Origin of the sequence: Roseovarius roseus (assembly GCF_043355935.2) — a bacterium.
Lineage (GTDB): Bacteria > Pseudomonadota > Alphaproteobacteria > Rhodobacterales > Rhodobacteraceae > Roseovarius > Roseovarius roseus.
This window is the reverse complement of the sequence record NZ_JBHFPE020000001.1, coordinates 167,239-187,191: the sequence shown is the minus strand read 5'-3', so window position 1 is coordinate 187,191 and position 19,953 is coordinate 167,239. Positions and strand designations below refer to the sequence as shown.

Genomic DNA, 19,953 nt, shown 5'->3' with positions numbered 1-19,953 from the left:
TTATGAGGCACCCGTGACTGTCCCCCACCCTTCGCTGACCCCCGAGGAAGGCGCGACCACCATCGGCATCCTTCTGTGCGGACATTCGCCGGAAGACATCAAGGTTGATCTGGGCGACTACGACTCGATGTTCGAAGATCTGTTTCAGGGCCACGGCCTGCGATTCCGCACCTATGCCGTGGTCGATGGCGAATTCCCCGCCAGCGTGGACGAATGCGACGGCTGGCTGATCACCGGATCGAAACACGGCGCCTACGAGCCGCATGACTGGATCCCCCCGCTGGAGCAGTTCATCCGCGACGTCTATGCCGATGGGCGGCCCATGGTCGGCATCTGCTTTGGCCACCAGATCATTGCGCAGGCCCTGGGCGGCATGGTCGAGAAATATTCCAAGGGCTGGGCCGTGGGCCGGCATGAATACATCATCGACGGGCAGCCCATGGCGCTGAACGCGTGGCATCAGGACCAGGTCACCCGCCTGCCCGAAGGGGCCACGGTGATCGGTCAGAACGAGTTTTGCGACAATGCCGCGCTGATCTATGACAACCGCATCCTGACGGTGCAGCCCCATCCCGAACATACCGCCGAATTCGTTGGCCGCCTGGCCGAAAGCCGCGGACGCGGTCTGGTCCCGGACGATCTGCTGGACGCCGCCATCGCGCAGCTGGACCAGCCGACCCACCACCAGACCATAGCAGGCCGCCTGGCGGCCTTTCTGAAAAGAGGTGCCTGAATGGCCGACTGGACCGAAAACCTGCCCCAAGCGGCGCGCGAATACCTTGAGGGCAAACGCCTCGACGAGGTGGAGTGCATCATCTCGGACCTGCCGGGCATCGCGCGCGGCAAGGCCCTGCCCGCCTCGAAATTCGCCAAGCAGAGCCATTTTCACCTGCCCGACTCGATCTTCTACCAGACGATCACCGGCGATTGGGGCGAGGCCGCGGGCGAGACCGGATTTATCGAGCAGGATATGATCCTGAAGCCGGACATGAACACCGCCAGCGCCGCGCCCTGGACGGGCGACTGGACGCTGCAGGTGATTCACGACGCCTATGACCGCGAGATGAATCCCATTCCCTTCTCGCCGCGCAACGTGCTGAAGCGCGTCGTCGCGGCGTATGAAGAGCGCGGGCTGACGCCAGTGGTCGCGCCGGAAATGGAATTCTATCTGGTGGCGCGCAACACCGATCCGGGCCAGACGATCCAGCCGATGATGGGCCGCTCGGGCCGCCCCGCCGCCGCGCGGCAGGCCTATTCGATGACCGCCGTGGACGAGTTCGGCCCGGTGATCGACGATATCTACGATTTCGCCGAGGCACAGGGATTCGAGATCGACGGCATCACCCAGGAGGGCGGCGCGGGCCAGCTCGAGATCAACCTGGCGCATGGCGATCCGGTGCAACTGGCCGACGAGGTGTTCTATTTCAAAAGGCTCATCCGCGAGGCGGCGATGCGGCATAACTGCTTTGCCACCTTCATGGCCAAGCCGATCGCCGAAGAGCCCGGATCGGCCATGCATATCCACCACTCGATCCTCGACAAGAAGACGGGCAAGAACGTCTTTACCGACGACGAGGGCAAGGAAACGGACGCCTTCTACCACTTCATCGGCGGCATGCAGCGGCACCTGCCCAGCGCCATCGCGGTGCTGGCGCCTTACGTCAATTCCTACCGCCGTTATGTCAAGGACCACGCGGCGCCCATCAACCTCGACTGGGGCCGCGACAACCGCACCACCGGCATCCGCGTGCCGCTAGCCAGCCCCGAGGCGCGGCGCGTCGAGAACCGCCTCGCCGGGATGGACTGCAACCCCTATCTGGGCATCGCCGCCAGCCTTGCCTGCGGTCTTCTGGGCCTGGAGGAGCAGCAGATGCCCGAACCGGAATGCACGACCGACAGCTATGAAAGCGAAAGCGATGTGCCGCAGGTTCTGGGCGACGCGCTGGACCTTTTCGAGGATGCGCCCAAGCTGCACGAAATGCTGGGGCCGGAATTTGCGCGCGTCTATGCCATCGTCAAGCGCGCCGAATACGAGGAATTCCTGCAGGTGATTTCCCCGTGGGAGCGTGAGCATCTGCTGCTGAACGTGTGACCCCATGGCGCTGAACCTTCTGCACGCGAATGACGCGCCGGGCGCCTACCCGGCCAGCTGGTATGCCGCCACGTCGGACATGCTGCCGGGCTGCCCCCCGCTGCGCGGCGAGGCGCGGGCCGATGTCGTCGTGGTCGGCGCGGGCTACACGGGCCTTTCGGCAGCGCTGCATCTGGCCGAGGCCGGCATGGACGTGGCCCTGATCGAGGCGCAGCGCGTCGGGTTTGGCGCGTCGGGCCGCAATGGCGGCCAGTTGGGCAGCGGGCAGCGCATGGATCAGGAAGGGCTCGAGCGGCTGATGGGCGATGGCGACGCCGCCAAGCTGTGGGCACTGGCCGAGGACGCCAAAACGCTGGTCAAGTCCCTGATCGCCAAGCACGGTATCGGGTGCTACCTCCAGCCGGGCGTGGCCCATGCCACCATGTCCGCCAAGGAAATGGCGCAAGAGCATGCCTATGCCGATCATCTGGCGGCGCGCTATGGCTATGACCAGATCGAGAAGCTGGACCGCGACGCGATGCACGCGCTCTGCCCCTCGCCCGCCTATCATGGCGGCACTCTGGACATGGGCGCCGCGCATCTGCACCCGCTGCGCTATGCGCTGGGTCTGGCCCGCGCGGCCAAGGCGGCAGGCGTGCGGATCTACGAGCAAAGCGAAGTCACGCAGATCGACGAGGGCGCGCGCGCCACGCTTCATACCAAAGACGGCCGCATCAGCGCCGATCACGTCATCCTGGCCTGCAACGGCTATCTGGGCGGGCTGAATGGCAAGGTGGCCAGCCGGGTCATGCCGATCAACAATTTCATCGCCGCGACCAAACCTTTGGGCGACGAGGCCGCGCGCGTGCTGACCCGCGACGTGGCCGTTGCGGACACGAAATTCGTGGTAAACTACTTTCGCCTCAGCCATGACAAGCGTCTGCTGTTCGGCGGCGGCGAGAGTTATGGCTACAAGTTCCCCGCCGATATCGAGGCGCTGGTGCGCAAACCGATGGCCGAGATTTTCCCCTACCTGGGCGATGTTCAGATCGACTATGCTTGGGGCGGCACCCTGGCGATCACGATCAAGCGGATGCCCTACCTCGCGCGCCTTGCGCCCAACATGCTGAGCGCGTCGGGCTATTCCGGCCACGGCGTCGGCAGCGCCACCCATGCGGGCAAGCTGATGGCCGATGCGGTCCGGGGCGAGGCGCAAGGCTTTGACACGATGGCCCGCGTTCCGGCGACGCCCTTTCCGGGCGGGGCCGCGCTCCGCTCGCCCCTTTTGGTGCTGGCGATGACGTGGTATTCGCTGCGCGACCGGCTGGGGGTCTAGCCTTTCGGCTTGGGATCGAACGTTGCGGCCACATCATACATCACCGGTTCGAAACTTTTGCACAAGGCGCTGATTTCCCGGTTGCGGCGGCGCATTTCGGGGCTGCGCAGCATCGCCTGAAAATCCTCGCGCCGGGCCCATTGCGAGTAATTGGCGATCCGGGTCTGGGCATCGTTCACGTGCAGCCCCGCCGCGATGAACCCCGGCTGGTGCGAGATGAACGCATCATAAGCGTCGATCAGCGCGTCCATAAGATCCTGGCAGGTGCCGGGCGTCATCTCGAAGGTGGTGACAACGCTCTGATGCGGGCTGGGATAGGTGATGCTGGGCATGGCGGACTCTCCTTTTGGGGGCAGTCTAGCACCCGGAGTTGGCATGACAAAGCGCGCTGCGCTTAACCATTCCTTTACCAAGTTTAATCAATTTGAGCGGATGCATCGCAGCGCGCTTTTGATCCTTATCCTCCTCCTTGCTCTCGCGCCTGCGCGCGGCGTGGCGGGCGCGTGGTTGCGCGGCGTCGGAGACGGGTTCCTGTCCTGGACGATCAAGATACAGGATGGCGCGGAGACCCTAGGCTACAGCACAATCTACGCCGAATACGGCATCAACCCCGATCTGACCGTCGGCCTCGATCTGGGCAGTGACGAATTTGGCGATCACAAGGCGCTGGGCTTTGTTCTGATGCCACTGGCGCGCGACGGGCTGCATGTAGCGTTCGAACTGGGCGCCGGAACGCTGGAACATGGGCCCGCCCTGCGGCCAGGACTTTCGGTGGGCAAGGGGCTGAGTTGGGGCGAACTGGGCGGTTGGTGGAACGTCGACACACGGATGCGCATCATCCCCGATGACACCGAGATCGCCATCGACGCGACGCTGGGTCTGAACCTCTGGGACGAAACCATGCTGATTACACAGGTGCAGCAGGGCGGGCCGCTGGTCGATCCCGATTTCCTGCGTATCGTCAGTTCGGTCGTCTGGCAGGTGGCGCCGGGGCACCACATGGAGGTCGGGCTGACCACCGCGCTGATAGACGCCGAAGATTTCGGTGTGAAACTGGGGATGTGGCGCAGTTTCTAGACCATTTGACGCGGTGCGGGCGCAGATAAGGCTTTCGATATCGCGGACAAAGATTTATGTTTCCCGAAATTATCTTTCGGAAAAGGTGAAATCATGTCTGACAGTGCCCTGCCACCCAACACCTACGACGCCGAGCCGATCCCCGAGACCGCCCGCGCGGCCATCGACGCCATGTTGGCGTCGGGCGATCTCTTTCGCTACACTGCGCCGCAGGATTCGCCGGTGGCTTTGCTGGAAACAGAATTCGCCGCGCTCATGGGCTCGCGCTACGCGCTGGCGGTCAGCAGTTGCTCGGCCGCGCTCTTTCTGTCCCTGAAAGCCCTGGACCTGCCCAAGGGCGCGCGCGTGCTGATCCCCGCCTTTACCTTCGCCGCTGTGCCGTCCTCGGTCATTCATGCCGATTGCGTGCCGGTCCTCTGTGAGGTGGGCGAGAATTACCGTATCGACATGGCCGATTTCGAGGCGCGTCTGGACGGCGACATCAGCGCGGTCATCATCAGCCATATGCGCGGACACACCTCGGACATGGACGCGATCATGGCGCTTTGCGATGCGCGGGGCATTCCGGTGGTGGAGGATGCGGCGCATTCGCTTGGCACTACCTGGCATGGGCGCAATATCGGCACCATCGGACGCATCGGATGCTTCTCGTTCCAGTCCTACAAACTGCTGAACGCGGGCGAAGGCGGCATCATGATCACCGATGACGCCGATCTGGTGGCGCGCGCGGTCATCATGTCGGGCGCGTACGAGCATAACTGGTCCAAGCATCTGGCCCACGGTGACAACGCGCTGAAGGCCGCCTTCGGGCGCTGGCAGAACAAGCTGCCCCTTTACAATCTGCGCCTGAGCAACCTGAGCGCAGCAATCATCCGGCCCCAGCTGGACGAGATCCCGCGCCGCGTGCGCGATGGCCGGGCGGGGCATGACTATGTCGCCTCCCTCCTGGAGCAGAGCCCTTGGCTGAGCGTTTCCGCCCCGCTGGCGCCCGAAGAGCGTGCGCCGGACTCGATCCAGTTCAACCTGGTCGGCATGGGTGACGATGCCGCCCTCGCCTTTGCCGAGGCGGCGGCGTCGCGGGGCGTCAAGGTGCAGATCTTTGGCCATAGCCAGGACAATGCGCGCGCCTTCTGGAACTGGCAGTTCATCGAGGGGCCCGTGCCCGATCTGCCGCAGACCCGCGCCATGCTGGCCCGCGCCTGCGACACCCGCCTGCCCGCTCGCCTGACGCGTGTGCAGCATGATGCCGTCGCCTCGGCCATTTTGGGCGCGGTGGATGACGTGATGGGCGGCGCGCGCGCCTATGGCACCTGAGCCGCGCGTTGCTCGCCTTCGGATTTGAGTATTTTTTGCCAAGATGAAGGTGGGCCGTGCGCGCTAGAGTAGCGACAGCGCATCCTTCATGAAAGGATACCGCGCGAGCGCGGGTGCAACGATCGCCTCCTGCAGGATCGGCTTGAGTGTGGCCGCGACATCGGCGGGCATCGTGCCCAGCACACCCTGACGCGCGGTCAGGACGATGGTGCGGGTCAGCGGCGCTAAGGGCAGCGGCATGACGTCCAGTTGATCGGCAAAGCGGCGAGCGCGCATCAACGCGAGGGGCGGAAGGATGGTCCAGCCGCTGCCCTGAGCGACGAGGGCGAGGATCGCGTGATAGCTGTCCAGCTCGAACCGATGGGGAATGGGCGCGGCGCTGCGCGCCAGATGCGCGGTGATGAGGCGGCCCATGTAATGCCGCGTGGTGTATTGCACCAGCGGCGTGCGCCTGAGCTGTTCGAGCAGGTCCGCGCGGGGGTCCATGCGGCCCTTGGGCGCGGCCACGACGAAACCCTCGCGCATCAGCGGATGCGTCTCGGCCCAATCGGCGCCCTCGCCCAGCTGCGCCGCGACCACGATATCAAGGCGCTGCGCGTCCAGCTGATCATGGAGCATATGGCTCGCCCCGGTCTCCAGCAGGAACTGGCACTGTGTCAGCTCGCCCGCCATGTGGGATAGCAGGCGGGGCGTCACGTCGGCCTCGAAATCCTCGATCATGCCAAGGCGCACGCGGGCCTGACGCGCCAGATCGGCCATCGCCAGCTCGGCCTTGGCCTGCGCCGCCTCGGACAGAATGGTTTGGGCGCGGCGGTGCATGATCTCGCCCGCGCGGGTCAGACGCAGCGGGCGTGCGCTGCGCTCAAGCAAAGGCGCGCCGACGGCAGCTTCAAGATTGCTGAGCTGCTGGCTGACGGTCGAGGCGCTGGCGCCAAGGCGGCGCGCGGCAGCCGAGATCGACCGCTCGTCCGCCGCCGCCATGAACACCTCGATCCCCCAGAGCGTGATACGGCCGGGGCTGCCTGCCATGACGGGCTACTTGCCCATCCGGGAGAGCTGGCGTTGCAATTCGGCCAGCTGCGCCTTGATATCGTCGAGATCGCTGTCCTTGCGCTCGCTCTCCTCGGGCTCACGCCCGGACATGCCGCCAAGCCCGCCCATGCCGCCGGTCATCGCCTTGACGAAGGCCTCCTGCTGCGCGCGCATGGCCTCCATGCCGGGCATCCGGGCCATGGGGTTGGCCTGCGTCATGTTGGTCAGCATCTTGGACTGACCGTCGCGCAGCATCTCGAAGCTGGCGGCGAGGAATTCGGGAACGACGCTGGTTGCCTGGGTGGTGTAGCTGCGGACCAGATCGTTCAGCACGTTGATCGGCAGGACGTTCTCGCCCCGGCTTTCATGGTCGGCGATGATTTGCAGCAAATATTGCCGGGTCAGGTCATCACCGGACTTGAGATCGATGATCTGCACGTCGCGCCCGTCGCGGATGAACTGGCTGATATCCTCAAGGGTGACGTAGTCGGACGTCTCGGTATTGTAGAGGCGCCGGCTGGCGTAGCGTTTGATCAAAAGGGGTTTGCCGTTCTCAGCCACGTTGCGAGCCTCCCGAGGTTATGCAGCAGTGCAGCACAGCCTAGGCGCTGCGCGCGCAAAAAGAAAGGGCGAGCCGCATGGCGGCTCGCCCTATCGTCACCACATCCCGTAATCGGGAGGAGGAGGGATGCGTTTAGGTGACGTGTTCTTACTGCTTGACGCCTGCTTTTTTGGCAGCAGCGGACATGTCGTCGGTCGCCTTCTTGACGGCCTTGGACGCGTCTTCCTGCATGTCGCGGCCTGCGTTCATCATCAGCTCGACAGTGTCCATCTGGACTTTCTTGGCGACTTCGGCGAAGGCGGCCATGTTCTCGGCTGCGACTTCGGCGTTGGCGGAAGCGAAATCGCTCATCGCCTTGGCGTAGTCAGCGGGCTCTGCCTTGGCTTTGGTCATGTCCTGCATCTTCTCGAGCGTGGACTTGGTCCATGCGCTGGAGATTTCAGCCGACTTTTCAGCCGCGTTGAGGGCAACGCCGGACAGCTTCTCGCTGAGGGCAGCCTGGTTCTTGAACGCGTCTTCCATCGACTTGGTGTCGACGGGGAATGCGCCCATCATGTCTTTCATCATCGAATTCATGTCTTGTGCTTTGGCCATGGTTTAGCTCCTTGAATGAGGGGCGATACCGTTCGCCCTGTTCTGCGTCTGACAGCAATATGTATGCTGCGACGCGGCATTTCAAGGGATTTTTCTGCAATGCAGCATTTTTCTCTCAAGACGTTGACGTAGCGTGATTTTCAACGCGGAGCGCGGCGCCGCACATAGTCGCCGGGGGCGTCTGCAAGGGCCGGATGGCTCGAATCGCCGGGCTCGCGCGCAGGCACCAGCTTGCCTGAGCGGGGCTTCAGCCATTCCTCCCAACGGGGCCACCAGCTGCCTTCGTTGAACTCGGCGGCCTCCATCCAGTCATCCGCATTACCCGTCCAGTCGCCATTCGTGTAATGGCCGTATTTCTTCTTGGAGGGCGGATTGACGATGCCCGCGATATGCCCCGATTGCGAGACGATGAAGGTGCGGTCCTTGGAAGCCGTCTGACCCATCCCGCGAAAGCAGTCCTTCCACGGGGCGATGTGATCCGTCTCGCAGGTGACGGCCATCAGCGGCACGTCGATATCGCTCAGCTTCAGGGTATGACCGAGCAGCTCGAACCCGCCCGAGGCAAACTGGTTTTTCTGGCAGAGGCCACGCAGGTACTGGCGCGTCATGCGGCCCGGCAGGTTGGCGCCGTCACCGTTCCAGTAGAGCAGATCGAAGGCGGGAGGCGCCTCGCCCAGCATGTAACTGCGGATGGCGGGCGTATAGATCAGATCGTTCGAGCGCAGGAAGCTCATCGTGCGACCCAGGATGAACGAGCGTAGAATACCCTGCGCATCGACCTCGGCCTCGATGCCATTGACGAAATCATCCTGCAGGAAAGGGGTGAACTCCCCCTGGTTGCCGAAATCGGTCAGCGTGGTGAAGAACGTGGCGGAGTTGACCGACTTGTCGCCGCGCTGCTTCATCAGGGACAGCGTCAGCGCCAGCGTCGTGCCGGCGATGCAATATCCGATCGTGTTGACCTTCTTGGCCCCGGTGATGCTGCGCGCCTCGCGAAAAGCGGTCAGGTAGCCGTCCTCGATATATTGCTCCAGCCCGACATCGGCGAGGCTGGCATCGGGATTGACCCAGCTGACGACAAAGAGGGTATAGCCCTGCTCGGTGATCCACTTGATCAGGCTGTTCTGCTCTTTGAGATCGAGAATGTAGAACTTGTTGATCCAGGGCGGAAAGATGATCAGCGGAATCTCATGCACCTCATCCGTCGCGGGCGCGTACTGGATCAGCTCCATGAGATCATTGCGAAAGACGACCTTGCCGGGCGTCGTCGCGATGTTCTCGCCAAGGGCGAAGGCGCTTTCATCTGCAAGGCGCACCACCATCTCGCCGCCATTGGCCTCAAGATCGGCCACGAGGTTCTCCAGTCCCTTGACCAGGCTTTCGCCTTCGGTCGCGACGGCGCGTTCCAGCGCATCGGGATTGGTGCCGAGGAAGTTGGTGGGGGCCATCATATCGATGATCTGCTTCGAGAAGTAGTCGAGACGCTTTTTCTCGACCGGGTCCAGATCGCTTGCCTCTGCCACGGCATCGGCGACCGCCTTGGCGTTCAGCTCGTATTGCTCGCGGATGTAGCGGAAATAGGGATGCGTGCTCCAAAGCGGGTTGGCAAAGCGCTTGTCGCGGGGGGCGTCGTCGGCCGGGGCGGTCGCGCCGGTCATCATCAGGCGCTGCGCGTCCATGAAGCTGCGGACAGATTCGCTCCAGTAGGCGACCTGATTCTCGTAGAGCTTGGCCGGATTCTCCATCGCCTCGGTCCAGTATGAGGCAGCGGCCTTGGCAAACATTTCCTGACTGGGTGCGTGCAGCGTTGCATTGGGCGGATTTCGCTGCGCAAGCGCAGCAATCAAACGCTGAGAGAGGTCCTCGACCTTCGCCAGATTGGCTGCCATCCGCTCGCGGGTTTCGCCCTGATCCTTGGCATTTCCGCCATCATTTTGTGTCTCGCTGCGCTGATCCGTTGCCATATCGCTTTTTACACCTTAAGTTTCTGCCTTGCAGCATTGCCGCGTGACGCCCTCTGGACGCGCGCTGCGCCACTTAGATTAAGGGCCCTGCCCTGAAGGAGACCGAATGCGCTACATGGCCACCTATGACATGATGGAATCCTTTCGCAACGCCAATCAGTGGCTCGGGGCGACGGCCCTCTCCCTAGCATCTTATCCCATATACAGCATGACGCCAAACCCTGCCTTCGAGTGGCTGTCGGCTTGGGGGCAAGTGACCGAGCGCACGTTCGAGCGCATGGTGACCAAGCCCGATTGGGGCATTCGCACCTTTACCTGCGAGGATGGCAAGGACCATCTGGTCAGCATCGATACCGTGGTCGAAAAGCCTTTTGGCGACCTCATCCACTTCTCGGTGCCGGGCCGGCGCAAGATGACGCGCAAGATCCTGCTGGTCGCGCCCATGTCGGGCCATTACGCGACGCTGCTGCGCTCGACCGTCAAGAGCCTGCTGGTCGATTGCGAAGTCTATGTCACTGACTGGCACAATGCGCGCGACATTCCGGTCAGCGCCGGCAAGTTCGATGTCGAGGACTACACCCTCTACCTCGCCGACTTCATCCGTGAGATGGGCCCCGAGACACATGTCATCGCCGTCTGCCAGCCCGTGCCTCTGGCGCTGGCCGCTACAGCCCACCTCGCCGAAGAGGACCCCAAGGCGCAGCCCCGTTCGCTGATCCTGATCGGGGGCCCGGTCGATCCGGATGCCTCCCCGACCGAAGTGACTGATTTCGGCCGCCGCGTGACAATGGGCCAGCTGGAGCAGACGATGGTCCAGCGTGTGGGCTTCAAATATTCGGGCGTCGGACGCATGGTCTATCCCGGCCTTTTGCAACTTGCGTCGTTCATCTCGATGAACAGCGAAAAGCACGCGACGGCCTTCCGGGACCAGATCACCGCCGTCGCCCGCGGCGAGGCGGGCGATCACGACCGGCATAATCGGTTCTACGACGAATATCTGGCCGTCATGGATATGCCGGCCGAATTCTACCTCTCGACGGTCGAGCGCATCTTCAAGGCGCGTGAAATCGCGCAGAACGAATTCACGATCGAGGACCGGCACGTCGATATCGGCAAGATCGATAGTGTGGCGGTAATGACGGTCGAAGGCGGCCATGACGACATCTCGGCCCCTGGCCAGTGCATCGCCGCGCTGGATTTGCTGACCGGCCTTCCGGATGCCAAGAAGAACAGCCATGTCGAGCCGGAGGCCGGCCATTACGGCATCTTTGCGGGCAGCAGCTGGCGGAACAACATTCGCCCCCTTGTGCTGAAATTCATCGACGCGAATGATGGCAAGTCAAAGAAGGCGGCGAATAAAAACGAAGCCGCCTGAAGCGCTTGCACTGCACTCTTGATGCAAAACCTTAAGCCGGACTCCGCTAGCGCAACACCAGTGGCTGCTTCATCCAGTGCATCAGCGCGTCGGTCGTGGCGTCGGGCTGCTCGAGCGTAGGCAGGCGGCCCGCCCCTTCGATGACCGCCAGCTCTGCAAACGGGATGAGGTCAGACAGGAACTGGTGCCGTTTGATCGGCGATGTCGCATCCTGCGCACCACACAGCACGAGGGTCGGCATCTTGATCTTGCGCATCACCGCCTGATAGTCGCGGCGGCGCTGGATCGCGCGGGCCTGCCGGATCACCAGGTCCTGCCCCAGATGGTCAGCCATGTCATGCACCAGCGCCATCACCTCGCCGCGCATCGGGCCGGGGGCCAGCGCATTGGCGGGCATCACCCCTTCTGCAAAGCCCTTCAGGTTCCCGGCCCGCGCCTTGGTGATCACAGGCTCGAAATCGCCGGCCGATTGCGGGGTCTCGGCAAAGGCGCTGGCATTCATCAGCGCCAACCGTGTCACGCGGTCGGGGGCGCGGCGCACGATCTCCATTGCCACGCTGGCGCCCAGCGCCAGACCCGCCAGCGCAAAGCGGCGCGGCAGAACGTCCAGCAGGTTCGACGCGATTTCCTCGATCCTGTCGCCGCCTGTGACGGGGGCAACCGTGATCGCATGTGTCTTGCTGAACGCGGCCAGCTGCGGGCCGAAAAGCCGAGCGTCACACATGATATCGGGCAAGAGAACGAGAGCCTCGTTCATGTGGGGGAACTCCTTTCGGCCAGCAGGGATGCAGGCGCTGCGGCGCACATTGGCAGAGCGCGCGCGGGCGTCAACCAGCCCAGTGCCTGTCAGGGGGTACGAATGGCGCGAAAGGCCGGAAAATCTGCATATCTCGCCTGCCGCCGGGCAAGGTCCTCGACCGGCTCCGCCCCAGCCCGCAGCAGCAGGCCCTTGGGCGCGATATAGCTGGAAATGGTCCGCAGCGGGCGCGTGCGCCAGCTTAGGTTCATCGCGCAAAGCTTTGGGAAGAAAAAGATTTCCGAGTAATCCAGATGGTCATGCAGCCACCATGCCAGATCGCGCCAATCGCGCCCCTTCGCATACCGATCCGCAAACCACGGGATCACCAGAGAGGTGCAGGCGCCGCGCTGGTCGCCCTCGCCCGCGTCCCAGATATGCGAGCCGATATTGGCATCATTCCGCGCACAGTTCAGCCCGTTCTCATTGCCAAAGCGGTTGAGCGTGGGGCTGCGATAGCCCGACCGGATCGCGATGCGCCCGAATGTCTCCTGCAGCGGGTCGACCAGCGTCTCGCACAGCGCGCGGCCCATCTCAATGGCGCGGTCGGGGTGCTCGGGAACGTTCGGAATGCCGTAGATATTGCCGATCTCGGAATAAAGGAAATCGCGCATGTAGAAATGCGGGCTCAACCGCACGCGGCCCAGATCCTCCAGCCCGCGCATGGATCGCGGGCGGCGCATCAGGGCGCCGCGCGCACGGTCACATCGGCCACCGATACGTCGATCAGGGCAAGGCAGTCTGCATCGGAAAACCGGTGGTCGGCCCCATCCACCAGCGTCAGGCGCATGTCCGGGCTCTTGGCATGCTTCAAAAGCGCCAGTGCGACGCTCATGTCGACATCCGCATCAGCGGTCCCTTGCAGGAAACGCACGGGAAACGGCAGATCAAGCGTCTCCCGCAGGACAAGGTTCTGCCGCCCATCCTCGATCAGCTTGCGGGTGATCGTATAGGGTGCGTCATACTCGCTGGGGCGAAAGATCTGCCCTTGGCGCAGCAGCTTGGCGCGCTCGATCTCGTTCATGCCCGCCCACATGCTGTCTTCGGTGAAATCCGGCGCGGCAGCGATGGTGACCAGCCCCGCGATACGCTCGGGCATCCTGCGCGCAAGCAAGAGCGCGATCCACCCGCCCATGGATGAGCCGACGAGGATCTGCGGCCCGGTCGTCTGCGCCGCGATCACCGCCGCCGCGTCGGCGGCCCATTCGGAAATGCAGCCATCCGTAAATTCGCCCGAGGAGGCACCATGCCCGGAATAGTCGAACCGAAGGAACGCGCGGCCCTCGGTGCGGGCGACAGATTCAAGATGGACGGCCTTCGTCCCTTCCATGTCCGACATGAAGCCACCGAGAAACACGATTCCCGGCCCCGCCCCGTCCGACTGGCGATAGGCGATGCGCCGCCCCTCTGGCGTCTCAAACTGGCTGGGCTGATCGCTCATGGATCAGCCGCTGACATAGGGCGTCTTGCTGGGGCGGAAGAACACCTTCTGATTGTGCAGGCGGCCCAGCAATTCGTCGATCTCGCGCACGGTGCGGCCCGCGATGGGCGCGTCGGCATCGGCGCCGCCCGGCATCGACAGCCGGCGCTTGGCGTGGCGCAGCGCATCCTCGATCAAATCCATATCCTCGACGCCCAGCTCGATATTGGGATTGTAGTGGGTCATGCCACGCTCCTTGTGAAAACTGCTGAGCGCAGTCTATCCCCGCTCGCCATGGCGCGCCAACCCGATTTCGGGGCGCAGACGTGCTTGACACCCGCAAGGGCCAGCGGCACAAGGGCACCTCACCCGCAACCGGGCGCACATGTAGGCGCCAAACCGACGAGGAGCGCCCCAGATGGCCCAAATCTCCCTGACATTTCCCGATGGCAACGCCCGCCAATACGCCCCCGGCATCACCCCCGGCGAGGTCGCTGCCGATATTTCCAAGTCCCTCGGGAAGAAGGCCATCTCGGCCACGGTGGACGGCCGGCACTGGGACCTGCAATGGCCGATCGACACGGATGCCAGCGTCGCGATCCACACCATGCAGGATGAGGCGCAGGCCAATGAGCTTCTGCGCCACGATCTGGCCCATGTCATGGCGCGTGCCGTGCAGGAAATCTGGCCGGATGTGAAGGTCACCATCGGCCCTGTCATCGAGAATGGCTGGTACTATGATTTCGACCGCGAGGAGCCCTTTACCCCCGAGGATCTGGGCCTGATCGAGAAGAAGATGCGCGACATCATCAATGCGCGCGATCCGGTCCGCACCGAGGTCTGGGATCGTCCCCGCGCGATTCAGCACTACAAGGATGCGGGCGAGCCCTTCAAGGTCGAACTGATCGAGGCGATTCCCGGCGACGAGCCTTTGCGCATGTATTGGCATGGCGACTGGCAGGATCTGTGCCGCGGCCCGCATCTGCAGAACACCGGGCAGCTGCCCGCCGATGCCTTCAAGCTGATGAGCGTCGCAGGTGCCTATTGGCGCGGCGATTCCAAGCGCGAGATGCTGCAGCGCATCTATGGCGTGGCGTTCAGCTCCAAGGAGAAGCTGAGGGCGCATCTCAACATGCTGGAGGAGGCCGCCAAGCGCGACCACCGCAAGCTGGGCCGCGAGATGGACCTTTACCACATGCAGGAAGAGGCGCCGGGTCAGGTCTTCTGGCACCCGAACGGCTGGACGATCTACACGCAGCTGCAGGATTACATGCGCCGCAAGCAACGCGCCGGCGGCTACCAGGAAATCAACACGCCGCAGGTCGTCGACCGCAAGCTATGGGAGGCGTCCGGTCACTGGGACAAATACCAGGACCATATGTTCATCGTCGAGGTCGAGGAAGAGCACGCCAAGGAAAAGGCCGTGAACGCGCTGAAACCGATGAACTGCCCCTGCCATGTGCAGGTGTTCAACCAGGGCCTCAAGTCCTACCGCGATCTGCCGCTGCGCCTCGCTGAATTCGGCTCCTGCTCGCGCTACGAGCCATCTGGCGCGCTGCACGGCATCATGCGCGTGCGCGGATTCACGCAGGATGATGCGCATATCTTCTGCACCGAGGACCAGATCGAAGAAGAATGCGCACGTTTCATCAATTTCCTCGCGGAGATCTACGCCGATCTCGGCTTTGCCGAGTTCGAGATCAAGTTCGCTACCCGCCCCGAAAAGCGTGTCGGCACCGACGAGAGCTGGGACCATGTTGAGGGCGCACTGGAAGGTGCGATCAAGGCGACGGGCCGCGACTTCACACTGGAGCCTGGCGATGGCGCGTTTTATGGGCCGAAACTGGATTTCTACCTGACCGATGCGATTGGCCGGACATGGCAATGCGGGACCTTCCAGGTGGACCCCAACCTGCCGGAGCGGCTTGGCGCCACCTATATCGCCGCCGACGGCTCCAAGCAGCGGCCCTACATGCTGCACCGTGCCACCTTGGGCAGTTTCGAGCGCTTCATCGGCATCCTGATCGAGGAACACGCAGGCAAGCTGCCCTTCTGGCTGGCGCCGCGTCAGGTGGTCGTTGCTTCCATCGTGTCCGAGGCGGATGAGTATGTGAACGAGGTGGTCGCCGCATTGCAGGCGCGCGGCGTGCGCGCCGAGGCGGATGTGCGCAACGAGAAGATCAACTACAAGGTCCGCGAACATTCCGTCGGCAAGGTGCCCGTCATCCTCGCCTGCGGGCACCGCGAGGTCGAGGATCGCACCGTGTCCCTGCGCCGTTTGGGCGAGAAGCAAACGCGCGTCGAAACGCTGGACGATGTGATCGAGAGCCTCGGGCAGGAGGCCAAGGCGCCCGATCTTCTGTAACAATCGCATGAAATTGGCGGCGCGGCGCCGTAACATGACGCCGCGCCGCGCCCTCAGCCCCGAAATTATCGCGTGATAACAACCGCGACCTTCTGACGCATCCGTGACTACCAAGGGCGGTAGAGGCGGCCAGTTATGACGTCAGCCAGCTTGGCCTTTTCCGCACGCTTGTGGCTCTGGCGGGCGCTTGGTCCGATTTCATTCTGCCCTTGCTGATCGCGATCGGTCTTGCCACCCGCCTGGCCGCGCTGCGGATGAGCGGCTTTGTCATCGTACAATCGCTGACCGATCTCCGGCCCCGGCCTCTGGTCCTAGCGGAGGCCGTTGGTGTCTGGTTCCACCGGTTACCCGATTCGGCGATCATGGATCAGCGCGCGCTCTTGGTGTCTGTGCTGCCCGTTATGGTGATCAACGGCGCCGACCAGCTCGACCGGCTGGCCGCGCAGCGCCTTGCATAAAGCGTATCAAAGCAGCGCCGCCTGCACATCTGCTCCCCATCCCAGATAAAGCGTGCCGCCATCGTCGATGAGGGGCCGCTTCATCAGGGCTGGATAGCCGCGCAAGAGGTCCAGCGGCGGCTCGGACCGCGCCTCGTCGGGCAGGCCCCGCCATGTGGTCGAACGCGTGTTCAGCAACGCCGAGCCGAATGTCTCTTGCGCGCGGACCAGAACATCCTCTGGCACTGGGCGCTCGCGAATATCGAACAACTCGGCCTGCGGGAGGGCCTTGGCCGCCTTGCGGCAGGTATCGCAATTCTTCAGCCCGTAGATCTTCATCGCTCGCATCCTTGTCCCTACCTTAAAAACAGCGCGCGTTTTCGCCGCCCTGCCCCCGGTCTATCGCCGATTTGCCAAAGCTTCATTCTCTTTTGCTTGATTTTTGAAATACGCGTGCAAAGATCAATATGCGACCGGGGCCATATGGCTGCACCCACGCGGTCATGTCGCCCCGGCTGAATATCCCGGCACCCGCCCGGGAAGACAGACTGGAAGGAGAAGCGGAATGCCGACAGGCACCGTGAAATGGTTCAATACCACCAAAGGCTATGGCTTCATCGCGCCGGATGGCGGCGGCAAGGACGTATTCGTCCACATATCCGCGGTCGAACGGTCCGGGCTAACCGGCCTGGCCGATGATCAGAAAGTTAGTTTCGAATTGCAGGAAGGCCGGGACGGGCGCCAGATGGCCGCTGATATCTCGCTCTTGTAATCTGCGCCACTCGCGCAGATAAGACGCGCCGAGCAAAGGCGGCCCCAATACACGGGGCCACCTTGAGCCTTATCAATTCAATCGCTTTTCTTCTCGCCATGGTCCATGTCGTGCCCTTCCGAGTGCGACATGCCATGCTCCATGTCCTCGCCGGGCATGCGCTCCAGATCGACGGTGACGTCGACGGTCATGTCACCCGCTTTTTCAAAGGTCAGCGTGATGGGCACGCTCTCACCCTGAACCAGCGGCGCTGTCAGGCCCATCAGCATCACGTGCTTGCCGCCGCGCTGCATCGCGATTGTGCCCTCCGCGGGCAGCTCAAAGCCCTCTTCAACATGGGTCATCTTCATTACGCCATCGCCGCTTTCGATGTGTGTGTGCAACTGGACAAGGTCCGCCGCGGGCGAGGATGCACCCAACAGGCGGTCCTCGGCGCCGTGATTGACGATCTGCATGAAGGCCGCGCCGGTCTTGGCCGTGGGCGATGCGCTGCGCGCATAGGCGTCCTCGACAGTGATGTCGGCGGCAAAGGCGGGCATGGCCGCGAAAAGCGCCGCGCTGGCGACGATGGAGCGAAGGGTGATAGACATGATGTCTCTCCTTGGATTTTGTCTGTGTTAGAGGCTATCGAAAACTGGCGCTGACGCGACGGGCGGCGCCCGCGCTCGGGCCTGCGTCGGATTGACGAGAGCCGTGCCGCTTGGCAAGGGGGCGGCGCGCGCGGCGCGCCTGCTGGTCACTGGGACAGGATGATCGGTCAGGCCAGGCAATATGGCACCCAGCGCGGCCAGCGCGCAGTCCGGGCAGATATGCGGCGCGCCCATGGGCTGTCCCTCGGCATCCACAACGATGCTGAGCGGCCCGGTGCCCGAGCAGATGGTCAGAACGGCACTCGCCCCCGGCGCGTTGCGCGCGAGAGCCAAGGATGGCGCCGTCAGCATCAGCATCGAAGCCACAATGGTGGTCAGAATTTGCCTAGCGCGTTGTCTCACGGTCTGATTTCGGCTCCCTGCCCCTCCAGAGCAAGATACTGTCCGCCCAAGCACATACAAGGGCCTGGCGCGGACTTTCGGACCGCCGGCACGCACCTGCCGATACGTAAAAAGCCCCGCCGTTCCCGGCGGAGCCTTTTCAATGCGGTCAGAGCCTTGGCAGAGATCAGGCCGACGCGGCCAGCGCCTTGGCGATCTCTTTCTTGACCTTCAGAACCGACGGCGACAGCTCGACATCCTTGGCCTTCGTCAGGAACGCATCCAGACCGCCACGGTGATCGACACTGCGCAGGGCATGCGCCGAAATGCGCATCTTGATCCCGCGGTTCAGCGCCTCGGACTGAAGCGTGACATCGTTCAGGTTCGGCAGATACCGGCGCTTGGTCTTATTGTTGGCGTGGCTGGAGTTGTTGCCAACCATCGGGCCTTTTCCGGTCAATTCGCAGCGGCGCGACATGGTGTCATCCTCGTCTTGCTAGGTGAAGGCCAGTCGGCCCTTGTCAATTCGGTATCGATGTGGCCGCAAAGACCACAGGACGCCGCAAAAGCCGCGCCCGAAATTCCGTTGGCGGTGGATAGGCGGAATCTCCCGGCCCGTCAAGGGGCGCTTCGGTCATTAAAGTGCAGGCCAAAAGAGATTTCTGCCTTCGGCGAGGATATTTTTCGCAAGAAGAAAGCCCACCGATTCTTCTTGCCCGAAATATCCCGGGGAGGAGCCGCATCGCGGCGGAGGGGCAGCGCCCCTCAGTCTTGCCCGGCCTGGACGGCGCCGATCCGGTCCAGCAGCGCGCGCGCGGCGATGGCAGGCGTGGTGCGGCCTTCGGCCACATCTGCACCAAGCTCTTTCATCGCGCGGCGCGCCTCCGGGGTGTCCAGCTGCGACAGGAGGCCTTGCCGGACCTCTTCGCCAAACCAGTAACGGGCCTGATCGGCGCGGCGCGTATCCCAGTGGCCGTTCTCGCGCCGCCAATCCGCCAACGTCTGCATTTCGACCCAGGCCGCCTGCATTCCGGTATCCTCAAGCGCCGAGACCATCATCGCCTTGGGAAACCCTTTGGGATCCTGTGGGCGCTTGCGCAAAAGGCGCAACGCGCCCGAGTAATCGGCGCAGGTTCGGCTGGCGGCGGATTTCAGATCGCCATCCGCCTTGTTGATCAGGATGATATCCGCGATCTCCATGATCCCCCGCTTGACGCCCTGCAGCTCATCCCCGCCCGCCGGCGCCAGCAGCAGCACGAAAAGGTCGGACATCTCGGCCACGACGGTTTCGGATTGTCCGACCCCCACCGTCTCGATCAGCACCACGTCGAACCCTGCCGCCTCGCACAGCGCCACCGCCTCGCGCGAGCGGCGCCCGACGCCGCCCAGATGGGTCTGGCTGGGGGACGGACGTATGAAGGCGTTGGGATCGCGGCTCAGCCGGTCCATGCGCGTCTTGTCGCCCAGGATTGAGCCACCCGAGCGGGCCGAACTGGGATCCACTGCAAGGACCGCTACCCGCAGCCCCTGCGCAGTCAGCATCCCGCCGAATCCCTCGATAAAGGTCGACTTGCCCACGCCCGGCGTGCCCGAAAGGCCGATGCGCAGCGCCTGTCGGTCCACCCCGTCCGCGCCTTTCAGCGCTTCGACAAGCTCCGCCGCCAAGGCACGGTGATCGCTCCGGCTGCTTTCGACCAATGTGATCGCGCGCGACAGGGCACGCCGATCTCCTTTGACAATCCCGCGCTCAAGCTGTGCAATGTCGATGGTCATGGCCGCCCTGATCCTTTTGTCCGTCCGCACGCCTTCATGCCGCGACGGGCCGGGACTTGTCCAGTGCGGCCCTGGGATATGCCCGATCGGAGAC

23 protein-coding genes are annotated in these 19,953 nt (G+C 63.4%); 9 read left to right on the top strand and 14 right to left on the bottom strand.

Annotated elements, in window-relative coordinates:
- The first annotated feature begins 13 nt into the window (after positions 1-13).
- From ACEWPL_RS01005 to ACEWPL_RS00995, 3 genes are read left to right on the top strand one after another with little or no spacing between them, the layout of a single operon-like run.
- A complete protein-coding gene (locus tag ACEWPL_RS01005) occupies positions 14-733 on the top strand; it encodes a type 1 glutamine amidotransferase (protein WP_393935051.1) in 720 nt (239 codons plus the stop codon).
- Positions 734-2,092 (top strand): glutamine synthetase family protein, encoded by a 1,359-nt coding sequence (locus tag ACEWPL_RS01000; RefSeq protein WP_393935052.1) that lies wholly within the window; start codon positions 734-736, stop codon positions 2,090-2,092.
- A gap of 4 nt (positions 2,093-2,096) precedes the next feature.
- Positions 2,097-3,407, top strand: a complete 1,311-nt coding sequence (locus ACEWPL_RS00995; RefSeq protein ID WP_393935053.1) for an NAD(P)/FAD-dependent oxidoreductase — start codon at positions 2,097-2,099, stop codon at positions 3,405-3,407.
- On the opposite strand, the gene ACEWPL_RS00990 is transcribed toward ACEWPL_RS00995, so the two are convergent.
- The gene (locus tag ACEWPL_RS00990) at positions 3,404-3,739 is read right to left on the bottom strand and encodes an antibiotic biosynthesis monooxygenase family protein (RefSeq protein ID WP_393935054.1); all 336 of its coding nucleotides are present in this window, start codon (positions 3,737-3,739) and stop codon (positions 3,404-3,406) included. The two genes, ACEWPL_RS00995 and ACEWPL_RS00990, sit on opposite strands and share 4 nt — an antisense overlap.
- A 43-nt stretch (positions 3,740-3,782) precedes the next feature.
- Here ACEWPL_RS00990 and ACEWPL_RS00985 point away from each other — a divergent pair, with 43 nt between their 5' ends.
- Both ACEWPL_RS00985 and ACEWPL_RS00980 read left to right on the top strand, forming a co-directional pair.
- The gene (locus ACEWPL_RS00985) at positions 3,783-4,484 is read left to right on the top strand and encodes a hypothetical protein (RefSeq protein ID WP_393935055.1); all 702 of its coding nucleotides are present in this window, start codon (positions 3,783-3,785) and stop codon (positions 4,482-4,484) included.
- 93 nt (positions 4,485-4,577) lie between these two features.
- Positions 4,578-5,798 (top strand): DegT/DnrJ/EryC1/StrS family aminotransferase, encoded by a 1,221-nt coding sequence (locus ACEWPL_RS00980; protein WP_393935057.1) that lies wholly within the window; start codon positions 4,578-4,580, stop codon positions 5,796-5,798.
- Positions 5,799-5,861: 63 nt separating this feature from the next.
- On the opposite strand, the gene ACEWPL_RS00975 is transcribed toward ACEWPL_RS00980, so the two are convergent.
- The 4 genes from ACEWPL_RS00975 to ACEWPL_RS00960 form a co-directional block, all read right to left on the bottom strand.
- The gene (locus ACEWPL_RS00975; RefSeq protein WP_393935058.1) at positions 5,862-6,827 is read right to left on the bottom strand and encodes a LysR family transcriptional regulator; all 966 of its coding nucleotides are present in this window, start codon (positions 6,825-6,827) and stop codon (positions 5,862-5,864) included.
- 6 nt (positions 6,828-6,833) lie between these two features.
- Entirely contained in the window at positions 6,834-7,391 is a 558-nt protein-coding gene (gene phaR, locus ACEWPL_RS00970; protein ID WP_393935060.1) for a polyhydroxyalkanoate synthesis repressor PhaR, read from the bottom strand.
- A 148-nt stretch (positions 7,392-7,539) separates the two neighbouring features.
- Positions 7,540-7,986: a phasin, PhaP gene (locus tag ACEWPL_RS00965; protein ID WP_393935061.1), complete on the bottom strand. Its 447-nt coding sequence runs from the start codon at positions 7,984-7,986 to the stop codon at positions 7,540-7,542.
- A 140-nt stretch (positions 7,987-8,126) separates the two neighbouring features.
- Complete coding sequence (locus ACEWPL_RS00960) at positions 8,127-9,950, bottom strand: PHA/PHB synthase family protein (RefSeq protein WP_393935062.1); 1,824 nt, start codon at positions 9,948-9,950, stop codon at positions 8,127-8,129.
- Between the two features lie 106 nt (positions 9,951-10,056).
- Between ACEWPL_RS00960 and phaZ the strand changes: the two genes are divergently transcribed.
- Positions 10,057-11,325 carry a polyhydroxyalkanoate depolymerase gene (phaZ, locus tag ACEWPL_RS00955; RefSeq protein WP_393935064.1) on the top strand — a complete coding sequence of 423 codons (1,269 nt, stop codon included), beginning with the start codon at positions 10,057-10,059 and terminating at the stop codon, positions 11,323-11,325.
- Positions 11,326-11,371: 46 nt separating this feature from the next.
- Here phaZ and ACEWPL_RS00950 read toward each other — a convergent pair whose 3' ends face one another.
- From ACEWPL_RS00950 to ACEWPL_RS00935, 4 genes are all read right to left on the bottom strand, one after another.
- Positions 11,372-12,082, bottom strand: a complete 711-nt coding sequence (locus ACEWPL_RS00950; RefSeq protein ID WP_393935066.1) for an alpha/beta fold hydrolase — start codon at positions 12,080-12,082, stop codon at positions 11,372-11,374.
- An 89-nt stretch (positions 12,083-12,171) separates the two neighbouring features.
- Positions 12,172-12,786: a hypothetical protein gene (locus tag ACEWPL_RS00945; RefSeq protein WP_393935394.1), complete on the bottom strand. Its 615-nt coding sequence runs from the start codon at positions 12,784-12,786 to the stop codon at positions 12,172-12,174.
- A 17-nt stretch (positions 12,787-12,803) separates the two neighbouring features.
- Positions 12,804-13,562 carry an alpha/beta hydrolase gene (locus ACEWPL_RS00940; protein ID WP_393935067.1) on the bottom strand — a complete coding sequence of 253 codons (759 nt, stop codon included), beginning with the start codon at positions 13,560-13,562 and terminating at the stop codon, positions 12,804-12,806.
- Between the two features lie 3 nt (positions 13,563-13,565).
- On the bottom strand, positions 13,566-13,787 hold the full coding sequence (locus tag ACEWPL_RS00935) for a hypothetical protein (protein WP_393935068.1): 222 nt from the start codon (positions 13,785-13,787) through the stop codon (positions 13,566-13,568).
- A gap of 172 nt (positions 13,788-13,959) precedes the next feature.
- On the opposite strand from ACEWPL_RS00935, the gene thrS reads away from it, so the two are divergent.
- Positions 13,960-15,906 (top strand): threonine--tRNA ligase, encoded by a 1,947-nt coding sequence (thrS, locus tag ACEWPL_RS00930; protein ID WP_393935069.1) that lies wholly within the window; start codon positions 13,960-13,962, stop codon positions 15,904-15,906.
- Between the two features lie 209 nt (positions 15,907-16,115).
- Entirely contained in the window at positions 16,116-16,364 is a 249-nt protein-coding gene (locus tag ACEWPL_RS00925) for a hypothetical protein (RefSeq protein ID WP_393935071.1), read from the top strand.
- Positions 16,365-16,370: 6 nt separating this feature from the next.
- On the opposite strand, the gene ACEWPL_RS00920 is transcribed toward ACEWPL_RS00925, so the two are convergent.
- Positions 16,371-16,682, bottom strand: coding sequence for an arsenate reductase family protein (locus tag ACEWPL_RS00920; protein WP_393935073.1), 312 nt, complete (start codon positions 16,680-16,682; stop codon positions 16,371-16,373).
- Between the two features lie 226 nt (positions 16,683-16,908).
- On the opposite strand from ACEWPL_RS00920, the gene ACEWPL_RS00915 reads away from it, so the two are divergent.
- Positions 16,909-17,115, top strand: coding sequence for a cold-shock protein (locus tag ACEWPL_RS00915; RefSeq protein ID WP_393935074.1), 207 nt, complete (start codon positions 16,909-16,911; stop codon positions 17,113-17,115).
- Between the two features lie 77 nt (positions 17,116-17,192).
- Here ACEWPL_RS00915 and ACEWPL_RS00910 read toward each other — a convergent pair whose 3' ends face one another.
- The 4 genes from ACEWPL_RS00910 to meaB all read right to left on the bottom strand — a co-directional run bounded on the left by ACEWPL_RS00910 (position 17,193) and on the right by meaB (position 19,859).
- Complete coding sequence (locus ACEWPL_RS00910; protein WP_393935076.1) at positions 17,193-17,705, bottom strand: copper chaperone PCu(A)C; 513 nt, start codon at positions 17,703-17,705, stop codon at positions 17,193-17,195.
- Between the two features lie 27 nt (positions 17,706-17,732).
- The gene (locus ACEWPL_RS00905) at positions 17,733-18,038 is read right to left on the bottom strand and encodes a hypothetical protein (RefSeq protein ID WP_393935077.1); all 306 of its coding nucleotides are present in this window, start codon (positions 18,036-18,038) and stop codon (positions 17,733-17,735) included.
- A 235-nt stretch (positions 18,039-18,273) separates the two neighbouring features.
- Positions 18,274-18,564, bottom strand: coding sequence for a 50S ribosomal protein L28 (rpmB, locus tag ACEWPL_RS00900; protein WP_393935079.1), 291 nt, complete (start codon positions 18,562-18,564; stop codon positions 18,274-18,276).
- 287 nt (positions 18,565-18,851) lie between these two features.
- The gene (gene meaB / locus ACEWPL_RS00895; RefSeq protein WP_393935080.1) at positions 18,852-19,859 is read right to left on the bottom strand and encodes a methylmalonyl Co-A mutase-associated GTPase MeaB; all 1,008 of its coding nucleotides are present in this window, start codon (positions 19,857-19,859) and stop codon (positions 18,852-18,854) included.
- Positions 19,860-19,953 lie beyond the last annotated feature (94 nt).

Excerpts from the sequence above, each read along its gene's own strand:
- ACEWPL_RS00980 (WP_393935057.1), top strand. The coding sequence starts at position 4,578 with ATGTCTGACAGTGCCCTGCCACCCAACACCTACGACGCCGAGCCGATC.
- ACEWPL_RS00975 (WP_393935058.1), bottom strand. The coding sequence starts at position 6,827 with ATGGCAGGCAGCCCCGGCCGTATCACGCTCTGGGGGATCGAGGTGTTC.
- ACEWPL_RS00985 (WP_393935055.1), top strand. The coding sequence starts at position 3,783 with ATGACAAAGCGCGCTGCGCTTAACCATTCCTTTACCAAGTTTAATCAA.
- thrS (WP_393935069.1), top strand. The coding sequence starts at position 13,960 with ATGGCCCAAATCTCCCTGACATTTCCCGATGGCAACGCCCGCCAATAC.
- ACEWPL_RS00935 (WP_393935068.1), bottom strand. The coding sequence starts at position 13,787 with ATGACCCACTACAATCCCAATATCGAGCTGGGCGTCGAGGATATGGAT.
- meaB (WP_393935080.1), bottom strand. The coding sequence starts at position 19,859 with ATGACCATCGACATTGCACAGCTTGAGCGCGGGATTGTCAAAGGAGAT.
- ACEWPL_RS00920 (WP_393935073.1), bottom strand. The coding sequence starts at position 16,682 with ATGAAGATCTACGGGCTGAAGAATTGCGATACCTGCCGCAAGGCGGCC.
- ACEWPL_RS00940 (WP_393935067.1), bottom strand. The coding sequence starts at position 13,562 with ATGAGCGATCAGCCCAGCCAGTTTGAGACGCCAGAGGGGCGGCGCATC.
- ACEWPL_RS00990 (WP_393935054.1), bottom strand. The coding sequence starts at position 3,739 with ATGCCCAGCATCACCTATCCCAGCCCGCATCAGAGCGTTGTCACCACC.
- ACEWPL_RS00945 (WP_393935394.1), bottom strand. The coding sequence starts at position 12,786 with ATGCGCGGGCTGGAGGATCTGGGCCGCGTGCGGTTGAGCCCGCATTTC.
- ACEWPL_RS01000 (WP_393935052.1), top strand. The coding sequence starts at position 734 with ATGGCCGACTGGACCGAAAACCTGCCCCAAGCGGCGCGCGAATACCTT.
- rpmB (WP_393935079.1), bottom strand. The coding sequence starts at position 18,564 with ATGTCGCGCCGCTGCGAATTGACCGGAAAAGGCCCGATGGTTGGCAAC.
- ACEWPL_RS00915 (WP_393935074.1), top strand. The coding sequence starts at position 16,909 with ATGCCGACAGGCACCGTGAAATGGTTCAATACCACCAAAGGCTATGGC.
- ACEWPL_RS00995 (WP_393935053.1), top strand. The coding sequence starts at position 2,097 with ATGGCGCTGAACCTTCTGCACGCGAATGACGCGCCGGGCGCCTACCCG.
- ACEWPL_RS00960 (WP_393935062.1), bottom strand. The coding sequence starts at position 9,950 with ATGGCAACGGATCAGCGCAGCGAGACACAAAATGATGGCGGAAATGCC.
- ACEWPL_RS00965 (WP_393935061.1), bottom strand. The coding sequence starts at position 7,986 with ATGGCCAAAGCACAAGACATGAATTCGATGATGAAAGACATGATGGGC.
- ACEWPL_RS00950 (WP_393935066.1), bottom strand. The coding sequence starts at position 12,082 with ATGAACGAGGCTCTCGTTCTCTTGCCCGATATCATGTGTGACGCTCGG.
- phaZ (WP_393935064.1), top strand. The coding sequence starts at position 10,057 with ATGCGCTACATGGCCACCTATGACATGATGGAATCCTTTCGCAACGCC.
- ACEWPL_RS00910 (WP_393935076.1), bottom strand. The coding sequence starts at position 17,705 with ATGTCTATCACCCTTCGCTCCATCGTCGCCAGCGCGGCGCTTTTCGCG.